Here is a 17,530-nt window from a genome sequence, read left to right as displayed (position 1 = left end):
ACATGGCTGCTCGTCGACGGTTCCGAGAGGCTCGACCGGACACGTTCGTCAGCAATGGACAAAGGGGGCCTACATGGCTAGCAGCGTGGTGATTGTCGGCGGTGGTACGTCGGGCTGGATGACGGCCTCCTACCTGAAGGCGGCATTCGGCGACCGGATATCCGTGACCCTGGTCGAATCGAAGAATGTGCCTTCGATCGGCGTGGGCGAGGCCACCTTCAGCACCATCCGGCACTTCTTCAACTACCTGGGCGTGCAGGAGCACGAATGGATGCCGGAGTGCCATGCCACCTACAAGCTGGCCGTTCGGTTCGAGGACTGGCGCGAGCCGGGCCACACCTTTTACCACCCCTTCGAGCGCAACCGCGTCGTGGACGGCTTCCCGCTCACCGACTGGTGGGTGCAGAAGAAGCCGACCGAGCGATTCGACACGGACTCCTTCCTCATCGCCTCGATGTGCGACGCGCAAAGCTCGCCGCGCTACCTGGACAACGCGCTCTTCGACAGCACCTTCGAGCGTGGTGACGAACACCGCACCACGCTGAGCGAGCAGAACACGCAGTTCCCCTACGCGTACCACTTCGATGCGACGCTGCTGTCGAAATTCCTGACCCGCTTCGGCGTGGAGCGCGGGGTGCGGCACGTTCTCGACGACGTGGTGGACGTCGTACTGGACGATCAGGGAGCGATCGACCACGTCCGCACTCGTGAACAGGGTGACATCCACGGCGACCTCTTCGTCGACTGCACGGGGTTCCGCAGCCTGCTGGTGAACAAGGCGCTCGAAGAGCCGTTCGTCTCGTTCCAGAATCACCTGCCCAACGACAGCGCGGTGGCACTGCGCGTGCCGGTGGACATGGCCGAGCACGGCATCCGCCCGGCCACCACCGCGACGGCGAAGGACGCGGGCTGGATCTGGACGATCCCCCTGTTCGAGCGGCTCGGCACCGGCTACGTGTACGCCAGCGAGTACGCCACCCCCGACGAGGCCGAGCGCACACTGCGCCAGTTCGTCGGCCCGGCGGCAGAGGACGTCACCGCCAACCACATCCGCATGCGCATCGGCCGCAGTGAGCGCGCCTGGGTGAAGAACTGCGTCGCGATCGGCCTGTCCAACGGGTTCGTCGAGCCTCTGGAGTCCACCGGCATCTTCATCATCCAGAACGGCATCGAGCAGCTGGTCAAGAACTTCCCCGTAGGCAACGAGGCGACCGACGACCAGCTCCGCAAGACCTACAACCGGCAGGCCGCGCACGTGATGGAGGGCCTGCGGGAGTTCATGGTGCTGCACTGGTACGCCTCGGGCCGCGCCGACAACCAGTACTGGAAGGACACCAAGACCCGGGAGATCCCCGACGGCCTGGCCGAGCGCCTGGAGCAGTGGAAGGTCAAGCTGCCCGACCAGGACTCGATCTACCCGCACTACCACGGCTTCGAGTCGTACTCCTACCGCGCGATCATCCTCGGTCTGGGTGGGCTGCCGGTGCAGCCGCTGCCCGTGCTGGGCAAACTCGACGGCACCGCGGCGGACCAGGAGTTCCGGCTGGTGGCCGACCAGGCGGCCGCGCTGGTCCAGAAGCTGCCCAGCCAGTACGAGTACTTCGCCCACCTGCACGGACTTCCGGCCGCGCAACGGAAGGCGGGCTCGGCGCGATGAGCGCCGCCGAGTTAGTGGCCAGGGCCGGCCATGTGGCGCTCGCGCTGCTGGCCGTGCTCCTGGTCGCGTTCGTCGGTCGCGCGGTGGGCCGCCTGGTACGGCAGCCCACCGTTGTCACGGAGATCGCCTTCGGGCTGGTGCTCGGTCCGATCCTGTTCTCCTTCGGTGGTGAGCAGACGCTGCTGCCCGAGGCGACGATCGGCTCGCTGCGTGGCATCGGGCACGTCGGGCTGGTGCTGTTCCTGGTCGGGGTCGCGCACGAGCTCCGCCGCACGACTGCACCGGCCCGTGGCCGACTCATCGGCTGGACCACCGCGGGCGCCTTGGTGGTGCCGCTCCTGGCGGGCTGCGCATACGCCTCGATGGTGCTGGCCGATCCTGAGCTGCGGGGTACCGCGCCCACCGCAGCGCTGGTGCTGCTGCTCGCGGTCTCGTTCTCGGTGACCGCCGTGCCGGTGCTCGCGCGCATCCTCGAAGAGCAGGAGCTGTTCGACACTCCGGTCGGCAAGCTCTCGATGACCGTGTCGATGATCATCGACGTCGTCGCCTGGCTGTTGCTCGCGCTCGCGCTCGGACTGGCTGCGGGGGGTCCGGGGGGCCTGCCGCGGCTCGTCGCGGTAGTCGCCACCGGGCTGCTGACAATGCTCTGCTTCGGGAGGCTGCTGCGTACCGGCGCCGTGGCGGCGTTCCGCGACCGCTTCAGCCAGGTCACGGCCATCTTGATCGGGGCGGCCGGACTGGTGAGTTCCTGGGCGTTCCAGGAGCAGGGGGTGACCGAGATCTTCGGCGCTCTGCTGGTCGGGCTCGCCATCCCTGTCGACGGTTGGCACGGAGTGGTGCGCTGGGTGGCGCGGGCCGGACGCCTGCTGGTTCCGGTCTTCTTCGTGGTCACGGGGATCACCGTGTTTGCCGGACGGTTCGGCGCGACGCCGTGGTTCGCGATCGTGCTCGCCATCACCTTGGGCATTGTCGGCAAGGTGGGCGGTGGGTATCTCGGGGCCAGGCTCGGCGGTGCGTCGGCGTCGGACGCGGTGCGCGTCGGGGTGCTGGTCAATACCCGGGGCCTGACCGAACTGGTGGTACTTCAGGCGGGTTACAGCGCGGGGGTCCTGACCGCGCCGGTATTTCTCGCACTGGTGCTCATGGCGCTGGTGACCACGGCGATGACCGGACCGTGGTACGGCCTGCTCGAACGACGTGCGGCGAGCCGTTGGAGAACGGCGGCCCTGGCAGAGGGAGGCAGTAGGTGACCATGGCGGATTCCGGACCGATGGGTGGCGCCATGGGGTGCTCCACCACGATGTCGGCGGTCGCTCCCGCGCAGTTCCGTTCGCTGATGTCGACGTTCCCCAGCGGTGTGTCCATCGTGACCACGTCGGACCTCGACGGGCAGCCGTGGGGAATGACGTGCTCGTCGGTGTGCAGCGTCGCCGTGGAGCCGCCGACGTTGCTCGTGTGCCTGCGCGAGGGAAGTCCCACCCTGGCGGCGATGTCGCGTCGCTCCACCTTCGCGGTGAATCTGCTGCACGCCCGAGCCAGGGCGACGGCGGACCTGTTCGCCTCCGGAACCCCTCATCGGTTCGACCTGGTGCGCTGGTCGGTCGACGCCGAGGCAGCCGGCCCGCACCTGCCCGACGACGCACACGCGATCGCCGACTGCTGGATCAGCCGGACGGTCCGCGTCGGCGACCACACGGTGGTGTTCGGCGAGGTGTTCCGCGTGGGCCATCCGGTGGCGGAGGTGACGGACAACCGGTCGCCGCTGTTGTACGGACTGAGGGAGTACTCGTCCTGGTCCGTTCGTTGAAATCGGTTCCGAGGGAGGGGCGGTCCGTGCGGTCATCGAAGGTGGATGACCGCACGGACCGTCTATTGCGTGTTCCCCGTGCCGTTGGGGAACACACGACCGGTCGGTCGGGACGGGGGACGATCCGACCGACCGGGAGACTGCCGTGTGCTGTGCCTCAAGTGAAGCACCGGACCATCCGGGCGCGCTGTAGTTCTGGTTGTAAAGGTCGGTATTGCTAGCTATACCGGGCGGCACCTCACAAGCGAAAGAGCCTTCCTCCCCGGTGTCCGCAGGGCAGGAAGGCTCTCGAATGACAATTGCGCCGGTGCAGTTGGGTTATCGGCGCGGTGGTTCGCTCAGTGCCGGTCCATCGCCTCCGCGAGGCTCTTGGGCCGCATGTCGGTCCAGTTCGCCTCGACGTGGTCGAGGGCCGATTGCCGGTCGGTCTCGGGAAGGGCGACCGTCCAGCCTGCGGGCACCTCGGCGAAGGACGGCCAAAGAGAGTACTGACCCTCGTCGTTGACCAGCACGAGGTAGGTGCCGTCGGGGTTCTCGAATGGGTTCGTGCTCATGGCTTGGTTCCCCTTCGGGTGTTGTGGTCGAGGCCGCCTTCAATCAGGCGTGCGTGAGGGCAACGCGCGGGCGGCGGTTTGAAGACGGGCCCTGAAGCCCGTTGCGCAACGGCGGATCGAGCTGAGTCGTCAGGCTCTCGCCGTGCTCACGACACGCTGGGTGAATGCCGCTGCCGCAGCAGCGCCACGCCGAGCGGCGTCAGGGAGTGGAGTGCCGTGTTGCGCTTGCGGGCCGTCGTGACGAGACCCGCCTTGCGCAGCACCGTGGCGTGTTTGCTGGCGCCGGCCAGCGAGATGTTCAGCCGCTGTGAGAGCTCACCCGTGGTGCAACTCTCCGAGAGCATTTGGAGCGCGGCGGCGCGGGTGTGCCCGACCAGGGCGCTCAACGCCTGCTCGCCGCCCTCGCTATGACCCCAGAACTCGGTCTCGGCCGCGATGTCCACCGGCACGGAGAAGACCAGGACAGGTACCCCGATCTCCAGGACGTCTTCGAGAATCACGCAGGCCTTGCCGGCCATGAACAGTGAGGGGCACAGCACGATCCCACGCCCGTTGAGGTACACATCTCGGTCCGGCTCCCCCGCCATCTCCAGGACCGGGGGCTTCCAGTCCAGCTTCGGATGGAGGTTGTCCAGCAGAGCGTGCATACCGTTGGCGATGCCGATCCGTCCGCAGGCGTCCCGCACCGAAGCCATGCGGCCGTGCATCTCCCGCCAGTGCGGTAACACGGCCACCTGGCAGAACTCGAACAAGGCCGCCCGCACCTGCTGACGGTTCCGGTCGGCGACCCCGATGTCGGAATTTCCGCTCGAGTGCAGCTTGAGCAGCGGCAGTAACTCGTCGATGCTGTACAGCTCGGCGAACTGCTCGATCGCGGCGATGCGGGTGCCGAGCTGCTCCCGGACTCCTTTGCGCCAGCCGCGGAACGCGGGACTTCCTTGCCTGCCTAACTGCTTCAGCGCAAATGCGCTTTCGATGACAGGCCCTAGCGAGGAAATCATGCTTAATTGTGCGATGTCGTCAACTGTGAAGTGGATTCTCAAGTCCCCGTCCCCCTGCACGTGTCAATGCTGGTGAGTTACACCTCGCCACGCCACCGCGATCCGACGGGCTACGGCACGCGCCCGACTGTCGAATTGCGCAGGGGTGCCCGCGCATATCACACATCGCGGCCAAGTCTCAAGCTGGTCCGAGCAGACTCCCAGCAGGTAGTCGACTGACCTTCACCGATCAAGAAGGTTAAGACATAATCCAGTTTGAGGCGAGTGTTGTAGGTCACTTTTCTCGAAACTGACTCTAGGCTGCACGGATCTGAACATCCTGCATGGATTCATGTGGAACGCCCGGTTTGTGTTGGCCGATCGGTGGCCAGGGTCGGGATCGCTGATTTCCGTAGGAGTAAAACTCCTTCCATGCGGTGAGCGCTTCCTGTAGGCGGCACCGGTCGATGACATACAGGCGGGCCCGCGTCGGTCCTTGAACCACAAAGCAACTTCCTTGAGGCGCTCGCGGCTCACGCATAGCCTCCACTCGCAGAAGACAAGAAGGCAGTGCCGCCCTGTCGTGGGCGCGTACCTCTGTCGTCTTCGCGTCGCCCTCTCCTGCGACTCGGAAAACGGGTTCAAATCGCATCGGGCGTGCACGCCCCCGGAAACGATGTGGAGATTGAGTCATGCTGCCTGATGCATTGGAAAGAGCGGTTTACGGCGTCTACGCGACAACCGCAGTTCATTTGGCGGACAAGCACGGTGTCTTCGGATTCCTCGTCGACCAGGAGGCTCCCACCGGAAAGATCGCCAGCTCACTCGGGCTGGACGAGGAGACCCTCGACCGGCTGCTGGTCCTTCTCGACTCCTTCGGCGTCATCGAGCAGAACGAGCATGGTGCGTACCGCATCCCTGCGGGGATGGCGCCCTTCCTCGACCCCGAGAGTTCACGCTCCGTCGGCGGTTTCCTCAACCACGTCATGAACAGCACGCTCGGTCGGCTGCCGCAGCTGGACGGTTACCTGACGGACGGCAAGTCGGCCGTGGACGCGGTCCTGCCCGCCCCCTTCGACGTCATGTACAGGACTCCGAAACTCACTGAGGAGTTCCTGGCGGCCATGTGGCAGCTCACCTACGACGTCTCCCGCGAACTGGTGCCCATGGCCGGACTGACCGAGGTCCGGCACCTGGTGGACATCGGCGGCGCGAGCGGACCGTTCTGTGTGGCCGCGCTGGAGGCGACCCCCGGCCTGCGCGCCACGGTGTTCGAACTGCCCGAGGTCGGCCCCTACGTGGCTGACACCGTCGAGCGGTACGGCCTGCGGGGCCGGTTGGACTTCGCCGCCGGCGACTTCCACCGGGACGAGTTCCCGCCGACGGAGTGCGTCGCGTTCGGCTACATCCTCTCCGGCTGGACCGACGAGATCGGCCTGGAGCTGCTGCGCAAGGCGTATCGCGCGTGTGCCGACGGCGGTCGAGTCCTGATCATGGACCGCCTGTTCGACGACGACCGCCGCGGACCGCTGCCCACGGCGGTGATGAACCTGTCGATGCACGTCGAGGCGAAGGGCCGGCACAGGACCGCGGCGGAGTACATGGGCCTGCTGGAGAGCGCGGGTTTCGTCGACTGCGAGGTGCACCGGACCTCGCAGGACAAGCAGCTGGTCATCGGTCTCAAGAGATGAACCGTCATGCCAGGGGTCGGCGACGGCCCGTGGCCACGAGCGCAGCCCTGGAGGACAGATGGAAACCGCACTGCCGTCCTTGCAATTTCCGGGACGATGCGACGAGGTCATACAGCTGCAACAGAGGGCGGGCAGGCAGGCGCTGACCGCCGATGAGCGCGACCTGCTGGCCAAGCTCTACGAAGAGACGTACACGGATCGCAGGGGCGGGAGTGAGGTGATGCGGCTGTTGACCCGCTCGTTCAGCCGGGAGCCCATCCCCGAGTACTACCGCTACTCCAGCCTGCACGTCTACTCCTGGTTCCTGGGCCTGCATCCGACCGAGCCCGTGATCGGCGCCGTGCTGGCCCTGGAGGCGACGCTGGCCGACCTGGACGCGGTCGAGCGGCGCGCGGCGCCCCGGCTGACGGCAGCCGACCACACCGAGGAGCGGTTACGCAGGCTGGACGCGCTGCGCGAGCAGATCGGGAGGCTGCGGGTGGAGACCGGCGGCGACACGACCGCAGCCGAGATCATCTGCCGGGCGCGCGACGACGGCCTGGCGCGCTGGCAGGCGCTCGTGCTGACCCGCTGCTCCGGCTTCCTCGCCTCGGACGACCACCACGAGAACATCTTCCTGCGCTCGGTGCAGGCGTGTGAGCTGGCCTTCTACCTGATCCGCTACTTCGCCGTGAGGGCGCGGATGTCGATCGGGCGCGGCCAGGGTCAGGCGCACGCGCTGATGGCGCAGCTGGCCCATTACGTGGAATTGCCCAGCCACATATTCCACATGCTGCAGACGCTCACCCCCGACCTGTTCCTGGCGTTCCGTGATGCCACCGGTGAGGCCAGTGCCGTCCAGTCGCTGAACTACCACATGATGGAACTGGTGATGTACGGCTACGACGCGCGCAAGACCGAGGCGTACTCGAGGTTCGATCACCTGCACGACCTGACCGTGCCGCCGCTGCGCTCGGTGCGCTCGTTGCGTGTCGCAGTGCTCAAGTCGGGCGATCCGGAGCTGACCGAGGCCCTCGCCGGGATCGAACGCACGCTGCTGACCTGGCGCGGCAGACATTACGGGTTCGGCCGTCGCTACCTGCCCGGGGTCAAGGGGTCCGGCGGAACCGAAGGGGCCGGATACCTGAAGCGGTTCGTCCACAAGGACAACTTGATCCCTGAACCCATCACCACCGCCCCCGGGCTCGATCTGCTCGGGTTCGCGTTCCGCTGATCGCCCCGTCCGCTTCGCGCCTTTCAGTCGGTTCGTGATCGCGTGGCGATGGTGGCTGGAAGTCGCCTCAGGCGGGGCGGCGAGAGTGCGGTGGAAGCCGACGATTTCCCTTCTCTCGGGGAAAGGTGAAGAGGGTGCTGTGCTGCGCCGGGTGAGTAGTGATTCACCGCGTCGCGATTACGGTTCCTGTGTACCACAGGGGTATGCGTCGGCGGGATGAGAATTCCGCCCGCTACTCCCTCCGCTCATGGTTCGGCGCCGAATCCGGATGAGTCGGGTCGGGGGATTTCCCGACCCCTGATGTGCCTGAATTATCAATGGCCTGTTCAAGGCGGTTTCGGTCACCCATTGATGGGGAAGGGTGGTGGGGCGAGGCGCTGTCTCGGTAGGCTCTTCGCCATGTTTAGAACTAAACCGCGCGTCACACCGGTTGACTGGTCCATCCGCTTAGATTCGGTGTCCAAAGTGTATGGCTCGGCAAAGAGCCCAGTGCAGGCTCTGGACGCCGTGAGCATCGAACTGCGACCGGGCACCTTCACCGCCGTAATGGGGCCGTCCGGTTCCGGCAAGAGCACATTTCTCAACTGCGCGGCAGGCTTGGACCGGCCGACGTCGGGTTCGGTCTGGCTGGGTGACGTCGAGCTGTCGAATCTCGACGAGATCCAGCTCACCGAGGTGCGACGGGAGCGCATCGGCTTCATCTTCCAGGCCTACAACCTGCTGAGCTCGCTGACGGTGGAGGAGAACGTCTCACTGCCGTTGCGACTCGCGGACCGGAAGACCGACCGCGCGTTCCTTCGCGAGGTGCTGACCGCGGTTGGTCTCGGCGAGCACCTGAAGCGACGGCCCAGCGAGCTCTCCGGCGGTCAGCAGCAGCGAGTCGCGGTCGCCCGCGCGCTGATCACCCGGCCGGACGCGGTGGTCGCTGACGAGCCGACCGGAGCCCTGGACTCCCGTTCCAGCAAGCAGGTCCTGGAGCTGCTGCGACACGTCGTGGACAACATGGGGCAGACGGTGCTGATGGTCACCCACGACCCGGTCGCCGCGTCGTACGCGGACTCGGTCGTGTTCCTGGCCGACGGCAGGCTCGCGGGCGAGTTGGACCGGCCCACCTCGGAGCAGGTCGCGTCGCGCATGACGCACCTGGGCGAGTGGTGATCCGCCGCGTGCGACGACTGGTCCGCCTCGTGGTGCCGCACCGCAAGGACCTGTCGCTGGCGTGGAGCACGATCAGGGGACGCAAGGGGGGGTTCATCGGCTCCTTCGTCGCCATCGCCGCGGGCTCGGCGGTGATCACCGCCTGCGGGATTCTGCTGATGTCCGGGCTCACCACCGGGGTCACGCCTGAGCGCTACGCGGGCGCCGCAGTGGTCATCGGCGGGGAACAGTCGTACTGGTTGGACGAGAGCTCCGAGGTCCGCTACAGCGAGCGCGTCACGCTGCCCGCCGACAAGGTCGACGCTGTCGCCGCCGTGCCCGGTGTCAAGTCCGCTGTCGGCGACGTCGACGTCAATGTCGGCGTACTGACCTCGGACGGCGAAGAGGTGGGCGGCCCGGACGGCTTCCCGGTGTTCGGGCACGGCTGGTCGGGCGCTTCGCTCGGGCCGTTCTCGGTCCGCGAGGGCAGTGCGCCCTCCGGGTCCGACGAAGTCGTACTCGACGCCGGCCTCGCCGGGCGAGCGGACCTGTCTGTCGGCTCGAAGGTGCGGATCGTCGTCGGCTCGATCCCGTCGACCTACCGGGTGGTGGGCATCGCCGGCCCGCCGAAGGGCGGGTTGGACCGGCAGTCCGCGGTCTTCTTCACCGACGCGCGGGTGACCGAGCTGTCGGGCCGTCCGGGCCGGGTGGACGCCATCGGTGTACGTGCCGAACCCGGCGTCACCCCGGCGGCGCTGGCCAAGAGGATCGAAGCGGCCGTGCCGCACGTGGTGGTACGGACCGGTGAGGAACGCGGCGACGTGGAGTTCCTCGACGTGGGGGATGCCCGCAGCCTGGTGGTCGAGTCGTCGGCGTCGTTCGGCGGCACCATGGTGCTGATCGTGGTGTTCGTGGTGGCGACCACCCTGGGTCTGTCGGTCCAGCAGCGCAGGCGTGAACTGGCTCTGCTGCGCGCCATCGGCGCGACGCCCAAGCAGATCCACTGGATGATCGGCGCCGAGATGACCCTGGTGTCGTTGGCGGGTGGCTTGGTCGGCGTGATCCCCGGCGTCGTACTCGCCTTCGTGATGCGCGGCGTGTTCATCTTCGCGGGCGCGATGCCCTCGGACTTCCAGATGCGGGTGGGGTGGCTGCCCTTCCTCGCCTCACTGGTGCTGTGCATGGTCAGCGCCCGGCTCGGCGGCTGGCTGGTCGCGCGCCGGGTGGCCAGGACCAGCCCGGTCGAGGCGCTCGGGGACGCCGCCATCGAGCCCAAGAAGCTCAGCCGGGTCCGGCTGGCCGTCGGTTTCCTGCTCCTCCCGCTGGGCCTGCTGCTGACCTTGAGCGATGTCGCGGTCTCGGGTGACTCGGTGGCCGACACCGCGGCGGCCGCGGTCCTGTTGTTCGTCGTGGCCGTCGGGTGTCTCGGACCCCTGCTGCTCAGAGGCGCCATCATGGTGTTCGGCTCGCGTCTCAACCCGCGGTCCAAGGCCCACGGTTTCCTCGCTCAGGCCAATGTGCGAGCCAACGTGCGGCGGCTGAGTACGGCCACCACACCGCTGGCCATGGGCGTGACACTGGCCGCCGTGCAGGTGTTCGGCGCTTCTACGACGAGCGCGGCGGCGCAGGAACAGTTCGAGAGCGGCCTGCGGGCCGACCACGTGCTGACCGCGTCGTCCGGCGCCGGGATGTCCCCGGAGGTCGTGGACGCGGTGCGCGGCGTGCCCGGGGTCGCCGCGGTGACGCCGGTGGCGCGGATGAAGGTGCTGCTGACGTTTCCGTCCGAGGACAGCACCGCGACCAAGGTCTTCGCCGCCCAGGGCGTCGCGCCCGAACGCCTCTCCGAGACCATGGACCTCGACGTGATCGAGGGCGACGTCGCGCAGCTGACCGACGGGACGGTGGCGTTGAGCCGGACCGTCGCGGAGACCATCCATGCGCACCGCGGTGACAAGTTCGTCGTACGGCTCGGCGACGGCACGATGATCAAGCCACGGGTGGTGGCGATCTATGAGAGGGGCTTCGGTTTCGGTGACGTCACCCTCTCCAACGACCTCGTCGTCGCGCACACCACGTCCCAGGTCGACAGCGCGGTGCTGATCAGATCGAAGGACGGGACCGATTCCAAGACGCTCGAGGGCGCGCTGCGCAACGCCATGAAGCCCTACCCCACGGTCGATGTGGGCGGCCGGGGGGCCTTCCAGAACGCGCCCGGCGCCGGCGGCTCGGGTGACTGGGCGCTCAACCTCCTGTTCCAGACCCTCCTCCTCGGCTACATCGCCATCGCCGTGGTGAACACGCTGGTGATGGCGACGGCGGCGCGGGTTCGCGAGTTCGCCATGCTGCAACTCATCGGCGCCAGCCGGGATCAGGTCCGCGCGATGATGAACGGCGAGGCCCGGATGGTGGTCTTCTCGGCGTTGCTGTTCGGTCTGCTGGCGACGATTCCGCCGCTCGTCGGCATCAGCACCTCGCTGACGAAGTCACCCGTCCCCAGCATTTCCCCGCTCGGTCTCATCGCGATCGTGGCGCTCACGGTCGCGCTCTCCTGGGGGTCGATCGCGCTGGCCACCAAGTACGCCCTGCGGTCCGCTCCGGTCGATGCGATCGGCGGGCGCGAGTGACCCGTCCGACGGGCCGCTGACACCGCGGGAGCAGCCGATGGTGCCGCCGGGCCTCCGGCGGCGCCATCGGCTGTCGAATTGCCTGCTGACCGCCCTGTTTCGCCCTTCGGTCAAGTGCGTAGCTGGGGCGTGCCCCCGTTGGGAAGACTTGGCGGCTCGCGCGGCTTCCGCTGTGGAGGTGACGCGCAGACCGTAGAGGGGGCCGCACGTGACCCACGAGGGGTTTCCGGGAGCAGGGCCGGCATCCGACCCGGTCGTCGACCGGGCGGTGACCCGCATTTCCGTGGACCGTCCAAGGCCGGCGGCGCCCGCCGAGGCCGCGGCGACGCACCGGTTCATGCTCGACAGCACGCTCACGGCGGGCCTGCGGCGGCTCGCGGAATCGGCCGACGGCACGCTGTTCGGTGCGCTGGTCGCCGTCAGCCAGGTGCTGTCCGCGGTCTACGCGGGTCAGGACGAGGTGACCGCGACCGTCCGCGGGTGCGCCCCGCGGGGTGACGGTGCGCCGCTCGCCCTGCGTGCCACCGTCGACAGCGGGCTCCCGATCGACCGCCTCCTCGGCAACGCCTGTGGCGCGGTGGGCGCCATGACGCTGCCCGGTGAGTTCGCCGTCGCCGACGTGGTGCTGCGGTTCGCCGAAGCGGACGGCGGCCTCAGTGTGTGTGTCGACCACCACCCTTCCGTGCTCGACGCGGCGACCGTCGAGCGGATGGCCGAGACGTTCCGCACTCTGGTGGAGGGCGTGGTCGACACCCCGAGGCGGCCGCTGTCCGAGCTGCGGCTGGTGCCCGGTGACGAACTGCGCCGTGTGCTTCTCGACTGGAACGACACCCGGCGCGAGTTCCCGGCCGACCGTAGCCTGACGGACCTCTTCGCCGATCATGTACGGCTCTCCCCGGACAGGACAGCGGTGCTGTACGGCGATGAGCGGCTCACCTACTCCGAGCTGAACGAGCGGGCCAACCGGCTCGCCCACCGCCTGCGCGCCGAGGGTGTCACCACCGAGTCACGGGTCGCGCTTCTGCTGGACCGGTCCGTGCACGCGGTCGTGTCCATCCTGGCCGTACTGAAGGCCAGCGGTGTCTACGTCCCGCTGCACGCTGCCTACCCCGAGGACCGCGTCCGCTTCGTACTGGCCGATGTCGGCGCCGCGCTGGTACTCACGGACCGGGCCATGGTGGCCAAGGCCGCGGCGACCGAAGTCCCGGTGCTGGTGGTGGACGACGCGGCCACGACCGCGGGTCTGCCCGCCCACGACCTCGAGCGGACCCCGGACTCCCGACAACTGGCTTACATCATGTTCACCTCGGGTTCCACCGGAACCCCGAAGGGCGTCGCGGTCACCCACGCCGACGTGGTCGCCCTGGCCTGGGACCATCGTTGGCGTGACGCGGCGCACCGGCGCGTCCTGTTCCACTCTCCGCACGCCTTCGACGCCTCGACCTACGAGCTGTGGGTACCGCTGCTGACCGGCGGTGAGTTGGTCGTCGCGATGCAGGAGCCGACGCCCGCCCTCATACGCGAACTGATCGCCGAGCATGGAGTGACGGCGATCTTCCTCACCTCCGCGCTGTTGCGCCTGTTCGCCGAGGAGGCGCCCGACTGTTTCACCGGCGCTGCCACGGTGATCACCGGCGGTGAGGCGGCCTCGCTGGAGGCACTGGAGCGGGTGATGGCGCACTGCCCCGGCACGGCGGTCGTCCACGCCTACGGGCCGACCGAAGCCACCACGTACGCGTCGCTCCAGAAGCTGTCACCGGAGCAGGTGAGCTCCGGCGTGGCGCCGATCGGACGGCCGACGGACAACACCCGGCTGTACGTCCTCGACGCGTGGCTGCGCCCGGTGCCGGTCGGTGCGCCGGGCGAGCTGTACATCGCGGGCGACGGCCTGGCCCGCGGCTACTTCGGCCGGGCGGCACTGACAGCCGAGCGGTTCGTGGCCGACCCCTTCCGTACGGGCGGGCGGCTCTACCGCACCGGCGATGTCGTCCGGTGGCGCGCCGACGGAACGATGGACTACTTGCGCCGGGCCGACAACCAGGTCAAGATCCGTGGCTTCCGGATCGAGATCGGCGAGATCGAGGCGGCGCTCACCTCGCTCGACGGCGTCACCGACGCCGCGGTCGTCGTGCACGAGATACGTGGCGCTCGGCACTTGGTCGGCTACGTGGTGCCGCAACACGGACACGCGGTTGACGTCGAGGCATGGCGCGACGCCCTGTCCGCGCGCCTGCCGAGCTACGAGGTGCCGTCCTGGTTCGTCCCCATGGACGCACTGCCCCTGTCCAACAGCGGCAAGGTCGACCGCCACGCGCTCCCCGCGCCGCAGGCGGAACTGCTGTCCACGGCGGACCACGTCGAGCCGCGGACGGACACCGAGCGACGGCTGGCCGAGGTGTGGGCCGAGGTGTTCGGCGTCGACCGGGTGGGCGTGACCGACAACTTCTTCGCCGTCGGTGGCGACTCCATCCTGGCCATCAAGGTCGTCTCCCGGGCACGGACCCGGGGCATTCGGCTGACCGCCAAAGACTTCTTCGTCACCCCGACCATCGAGGAGCTGGCCGAGGTCGCGACCCGTGTGGACGGCGGCCCCGCCGACGAGACGGTGAAGGGCCCGCTCATCCACCTCACGGCCGTCGAGGCCGAGCGTCTCGCCGAGGGCGGGGCCGTCGAGGACGTCTACCCGCTGACCCCGATGCAGAGCGGGATGCTCTTCGACGCGCTGATGACCGGGGACACAGGTCTGCACCTGATCCAGTTCGACCTGGTCCTCGACCACGTCGACGAACCGGAGTTGCTCGGCCGGGCCTGGCAGCGGGCGGCGGAACGGCTTCCCATTCTGCGCACCGCCGTGGTCTGGGCGGACGTCGACAACCCGGTGCAGGTGGTGCGCGCCGCCGCCACGCTGCCCGTGATCCAGCACGACTGGCGCGAGCTGTCGGAGTCCGGCCGGCGAGAGCGGTGGCACACGCTGCGCGCCGCGGACCGGGCAGTGGGCGTGGACTTTGCCGCAGCACCACTGGCCAGGGTCGCGATCATCCGGCTGACCGACACCAGCGTCCGCGTCCTGTGGTCCGTCCACCACACCGTGATGGACGGGTGGAGCGGCGCCGAACTGCTCGCCGAGGTGGCCGCCGACTACGCGCGGCTGCGCGACGGAGAGGGCGCGACACCGCAGCCCCGTGTGCCGTTCCGGGACTACGTGCGGTGGCAGGGGGAGCAGGACCAGGCCGCGGTGGAGACGTACTGGCGCGGCGTGCTCGGCGACTTCACCGTGCCGACCCGGCTGCCCTATGACCGCCCGGCCGCGCCGGACTACCGGCCGCGCGCGACCGAGTGGGTGGAGGTGGACATCACCTCCGAGCTGTCCGCACAGCTCGGGGAGGTGGCCAAGCGGACGAAGCTGACCATGAGCACGCTTCTGCAGGGCGCGTGGGCGTTGCTGCTGTCGCGCTACGGCGGAGGCCAGGACGTCTGCTTCGGCGGCACGGTGTCCGGCCGGACACCGGACCTCGCGGGCATCGACTCGATCATCGGCATGCTGGTCAACACGCTGCCGGTGCTCGCGCGGGTGGACAGCGGGCAGGACCTGGTGTCCTGGCTGGCCGGGCTCCAGGAAGAGCAGGCTCGCGCCCGGGACTTCGAGGCCGTGTCTCTGGCGCAGGCGCAGTCGTGGAGCGGTCTCTCCGCCGGGGACAGCCTGTTCGACAGCATCATCGTCTTCGAGAACTACCCCTTCGACGAGCGGGCGTTCACCGCGCACGGTCTGGAACTCAGCCACTTCGACACCGAGGTCGGCGCGGGCGCCGCGCTCGGCGTTGTCGTGCTCCCCGGTGACCGGCTCACCATGCGGCTGCATTTCGACCCGGTGCTGTTCGAGGCGGACAGCGTGCGTCGCATGGCGGAATACCTGCGGACGCTGTTGGAGGCGTTCGCCGACGAACCCGGGCGGACCGTCGGCGAGCTGCCCGCCCTCTCGCCCGCCGAGCACCAGGTGGTCATGGGCGGAGTGGTCGATACAGCCGCCGAGAACTCCGTCGAACACCGGATTCACGAGCTGGTCGTCGCGCAGGCGCGACTGCGCCCGCACGCGGTCGCGGTGGAACTCGACGACCAACGACTGACCTACGCCGAGCTGGACGCGCGGGCCAACCGGCTCGCCCACTACCTCATCGAGCGGGGCGTCGGCAGCGACGTGCTGGTGGGCATCGCGATCGAGCGGAGCCTGGACCTGTTCGTGGCCATCCTCGGCATCCTCAAGGCGGGCGGCGCGTACGTGCCGCTGGACCCGGACTACCCGGCGGAACGGCTTGCTGTCACGCTGGCCGAGACGCGCCCGCCCGTGGTGCTGGCCCATGAGCGAGGCATCGACCGGTTCCCCCGGACCGATGCGGATCTGGTGTTCCTGGACCGGAACTGGCCGGTCATCGCCACGTACCCGGACACCGACCCGGGCCTGCGGGGCAGCGCCCGCGACCTCGCCTACGTCGTCTACACCTCAGGCTCGACAGGCCGGCCCAAGGGCGTGATGGTCGAGCACCGTTCGCTCTACAACACCGTGACCGCGGTGGTCGGGCCCTACGGGCTCACCCCGAGCAGCCGGGTGTTCCAGCTCTGCTCCATGAGCTTCGACACCGGCGTACAGGACCTGTTCACCACCTGGGCCGCCGGCGGCACGATGGTCGTGCCACGCCCGGACGTCGCGCGCAACGGCGCCTACCTGGTCGAGCACATGCTCGCGGGCGAGGTCACCACGGCATCCATCCCGATCACCGTCCTGTCGTCGCTCGACGCGGGTTCCCTGCCCGGGATGGACACCATCCGGGTCGGCGGCGACGTGGTCGTGCCCGAACTGGCCGAGGCGTGGGCGCGCAACCACCGAGTGATCAACAACTACGGGCCGACCGAGGCGGGCGTGACCGTGAGCCTGTTCGAGGTCGAGCCGGGCGCGGGCCACCACAGCGTGCCGCTGGGCAAGCCGCTCGCCAATACCCGGGCCTACGTGCTCGACGACCGCCTGTCCCCGGTGCCGATCGGGGTGCCGGGCGAGCTGTACGTCGGCGGCGTGGGCATCGCACGGGGTTACGCCGACAACCGGGCCAAGACCAGCGAGCGGTTCGTCGCCGACCCGTTCGGCCCTCCCGGGGCACGGCTGTACCGGACCGGTGACGTGGTGCGATGGCGCCCGGACGGCATGCTGGACTTCGTCGGGCGCGCCGACGACCAGGTCAAGATCCGCGGGTTCCGGGTGGAGCCCGGAGAGATCGAGAACGTACTGCTGCGCCATGACGGGGTGGCCGAGGCCGCGGTGTCGGTGTGGCCGGACGACCAGGGCAACAAGCGGCTCGCCGCCTACGTCGTGGGCCGCCCCGAGGTACAGGTGCCGACCGGGGAGGAGCTGCGCCGTCACCTCGGCGCCTCGCTGCCCGACTACATGATCCCATCCGCGATCGTTCTGCTGGAGCACATGCCGCTCAACCACAACGGCAAGCTCGACCGATCGGCGCTGCCCGCGCCGACCCGTCAGGACGGCGCGGGTGCCGAGTACGTCGCCCCGAGGGACCCGACCGAGGAAGCGCTGGCTCGGATCTGGTCGGAAGTGCTGGGCATCGAGCGGGTCGGCGTGGCGGACAACTTCTTCGCCCTCGGCGGCGACTCGATCAACAGCCTCCGCACTGTCGCCAGGATGCGTACCGCGTTCGGCGTGGAGGTCACCCCCCGGGACGTCTTCGAGGCGCCGACGATCGCCGCCCTGGCCACCACCATCCACGACCGAATCCTGGCCCAGGTGCTGGAGACGGCCGCAGCCCAGTCCTGAACGCGTCGGACTCGCGCTTCTGAAGACTCGCGCTTCTGAAGCCCCGCGC

Annotated in this window: 10 protein-coding genes; 8 read left to right on the top strand and 2 right to left on the bottom strand. The window is 68.6% G+C overall.

The window, feature by feature from the left end; all coding sequences use genetic code 11:
- The first annotated feature begins 73 nt into the window (after nt 1-73).
- Genes ACIPPM_RS23425 through ACIPPM_RS23415 form a run of 3 tightly spaced genes read left to right on the top strand, consistent with a single transcriptional unit; the run spans nt 74 to nt 3,464 of the window.
- The gene (locus ACIPPM_RS23425) at nt 74-1,657 is read left to right on the top strand and encodes a tryptophan halogenase family protein (RefSeq protein ID WP_401451034.1); all 1,584 of its coding nucleotides are present in this window, start codon (nt 74-76) and stop codon (nt 1,655-1,657) included.
- Nucleotides 1,654-2,907, top strand: a complete 1,254-nt coding sequence (locus ACIPPM_RS23420; RefSeq protein WP_401451031.1) for a cation:proton antiporter — start codon at nt 1,654-1,656, stop codon at nt 2,905-2,907. Before ACIPPM_RS23425 ends, ACIPPM_RS23420 begins: the two co-directional genes overlap by 4 nt.
- Before the next feature lie 2 nt (nt 2,908-2,909).
- Nucleotides 2,910-3,464 carry a flavin reductase family protein gene (locus ACIPPM_RS23415; protein ID WP_401451491.1) on the top strand — a complete coding sequence of 185 codons (555 nt, stop codon included), beginning with the start codon at nt 2,910-2,912 and terminating at the stop codon, nt 3,462-3,464.
- A 338-nt stretch (nt 3,465-3,802) separates the two neighbouring features.
- Here the strand turns inward: ACIPPM_RS23415 and ACIPPM_RS23410 are convergent, their stop codons facing one another.
- Together ACIPPM_RS23410 and ACIPPM_RS23405 are read right to left on the bottom strand one after the other, a co-directional pair.
- On the bottom strand, nt 3,803-4,018 hold the full coding sequence (locus ACIPPM_RS23410; protein WP_401451029.1) for an MbtH family protein: 216 nt from the start codon (nt 4,016-4,018) through the stop codon (nt 3,803-3,805).
- Nucleotides 4,019-4,164: 146 nt separating this feature from the next.
- The gene (locus ACIPPM_RS23405; protein WP_401451027.1) at nt 4,165-5,061 is read right to left on the bottom strand and encodes an ArsR/SmtB family transcription factor; all 897 of its coding nucleotides are present in this window, start codon (nt 5,059-5,061) and stop codon (nt 4,165-4,167) included.
- A gap of 689 nt (nt 5,062-5,750) precedes the next feature.
- Here ACIPPM_RS23405 and ACIPPM_RS23400 point away from each other — a divergent pair.
- From ACIPPM_RS23400 to ACIPPM_RS23380, 5 genes are all read left to right on the top strand, one after another.
- Nucleotides 5,751-6,689: a methyltransferase gene (locus ACIPPM_RS23400; RefSeq protein WP_401451024.1), complete on the top strand. Its 939-nt coding sequence runs from the start codon at nt 5,751-5,753 to the stop codon at nt 6,687-6,689.
- A 58-nt stretch (nt 6,690-6,747) separates the two neighbouring features.
- Entirely contained in the window at nt 6,748-7,902 is a 1,155-nt protein-coding gene (locus ACIPPM_RS23395) for a hypothetical protein (protein WP_401451021.1), read from the top strand.
- A gap of 399 nt (nt 7,903-8,301) precedes the next feature.
- Complete coding sequence (locus ACIPPM_RS23390) at nt 8,302-9,060, top strand: ABC transporter ATP-binding protein (RefSeq protein WP_401451018.1); 759 nt, start codon at nt 8,302-8,304, stop codon at nt 9,058-9,060.
- 8 nt (nt 9,061-9,068) lie between these two features.
- A complete protein-coding gene (locus ACIPPM_RS23385) occupies nt 9,069-11,663 on the top strand; it encodes an ABC transporter permease (RefSeq protein ID WP_401451016.1) in 2,595 nt (864 codons plus the stop codon).
- 337 nt (nt 11,664-12,000) lie between these two features.
- The gene (locus ACIPPM_RS23380) at nt 12,001-17,481 is read left to right on the top strand and encodes an amino acid adenylation domain-containing protein (RefSeq protein WP_401451013.1); all 5,481 of its coding nucleotides are present in this window, start codon (nt 12,001-12,003) and stop codon (nt 17,479-17,481) included.
- Nucleotides 17,482-17,530: the final 49 nt, after the last annotated feature.

It is taken from the genome of Streptomyces sp. NPDC090119, from assembly GCF_044747085.1.
Taxonomy (GTDB): Bacteria; Actinomycetota; Actinomycetes; order Streptomycetales; family Streptomycetaceae; genus Streptomyces.
Note: the sequence above shows the minus strand (reverse complement) of the source record. Positions and strands in the feature narration are given on the sequence as shown.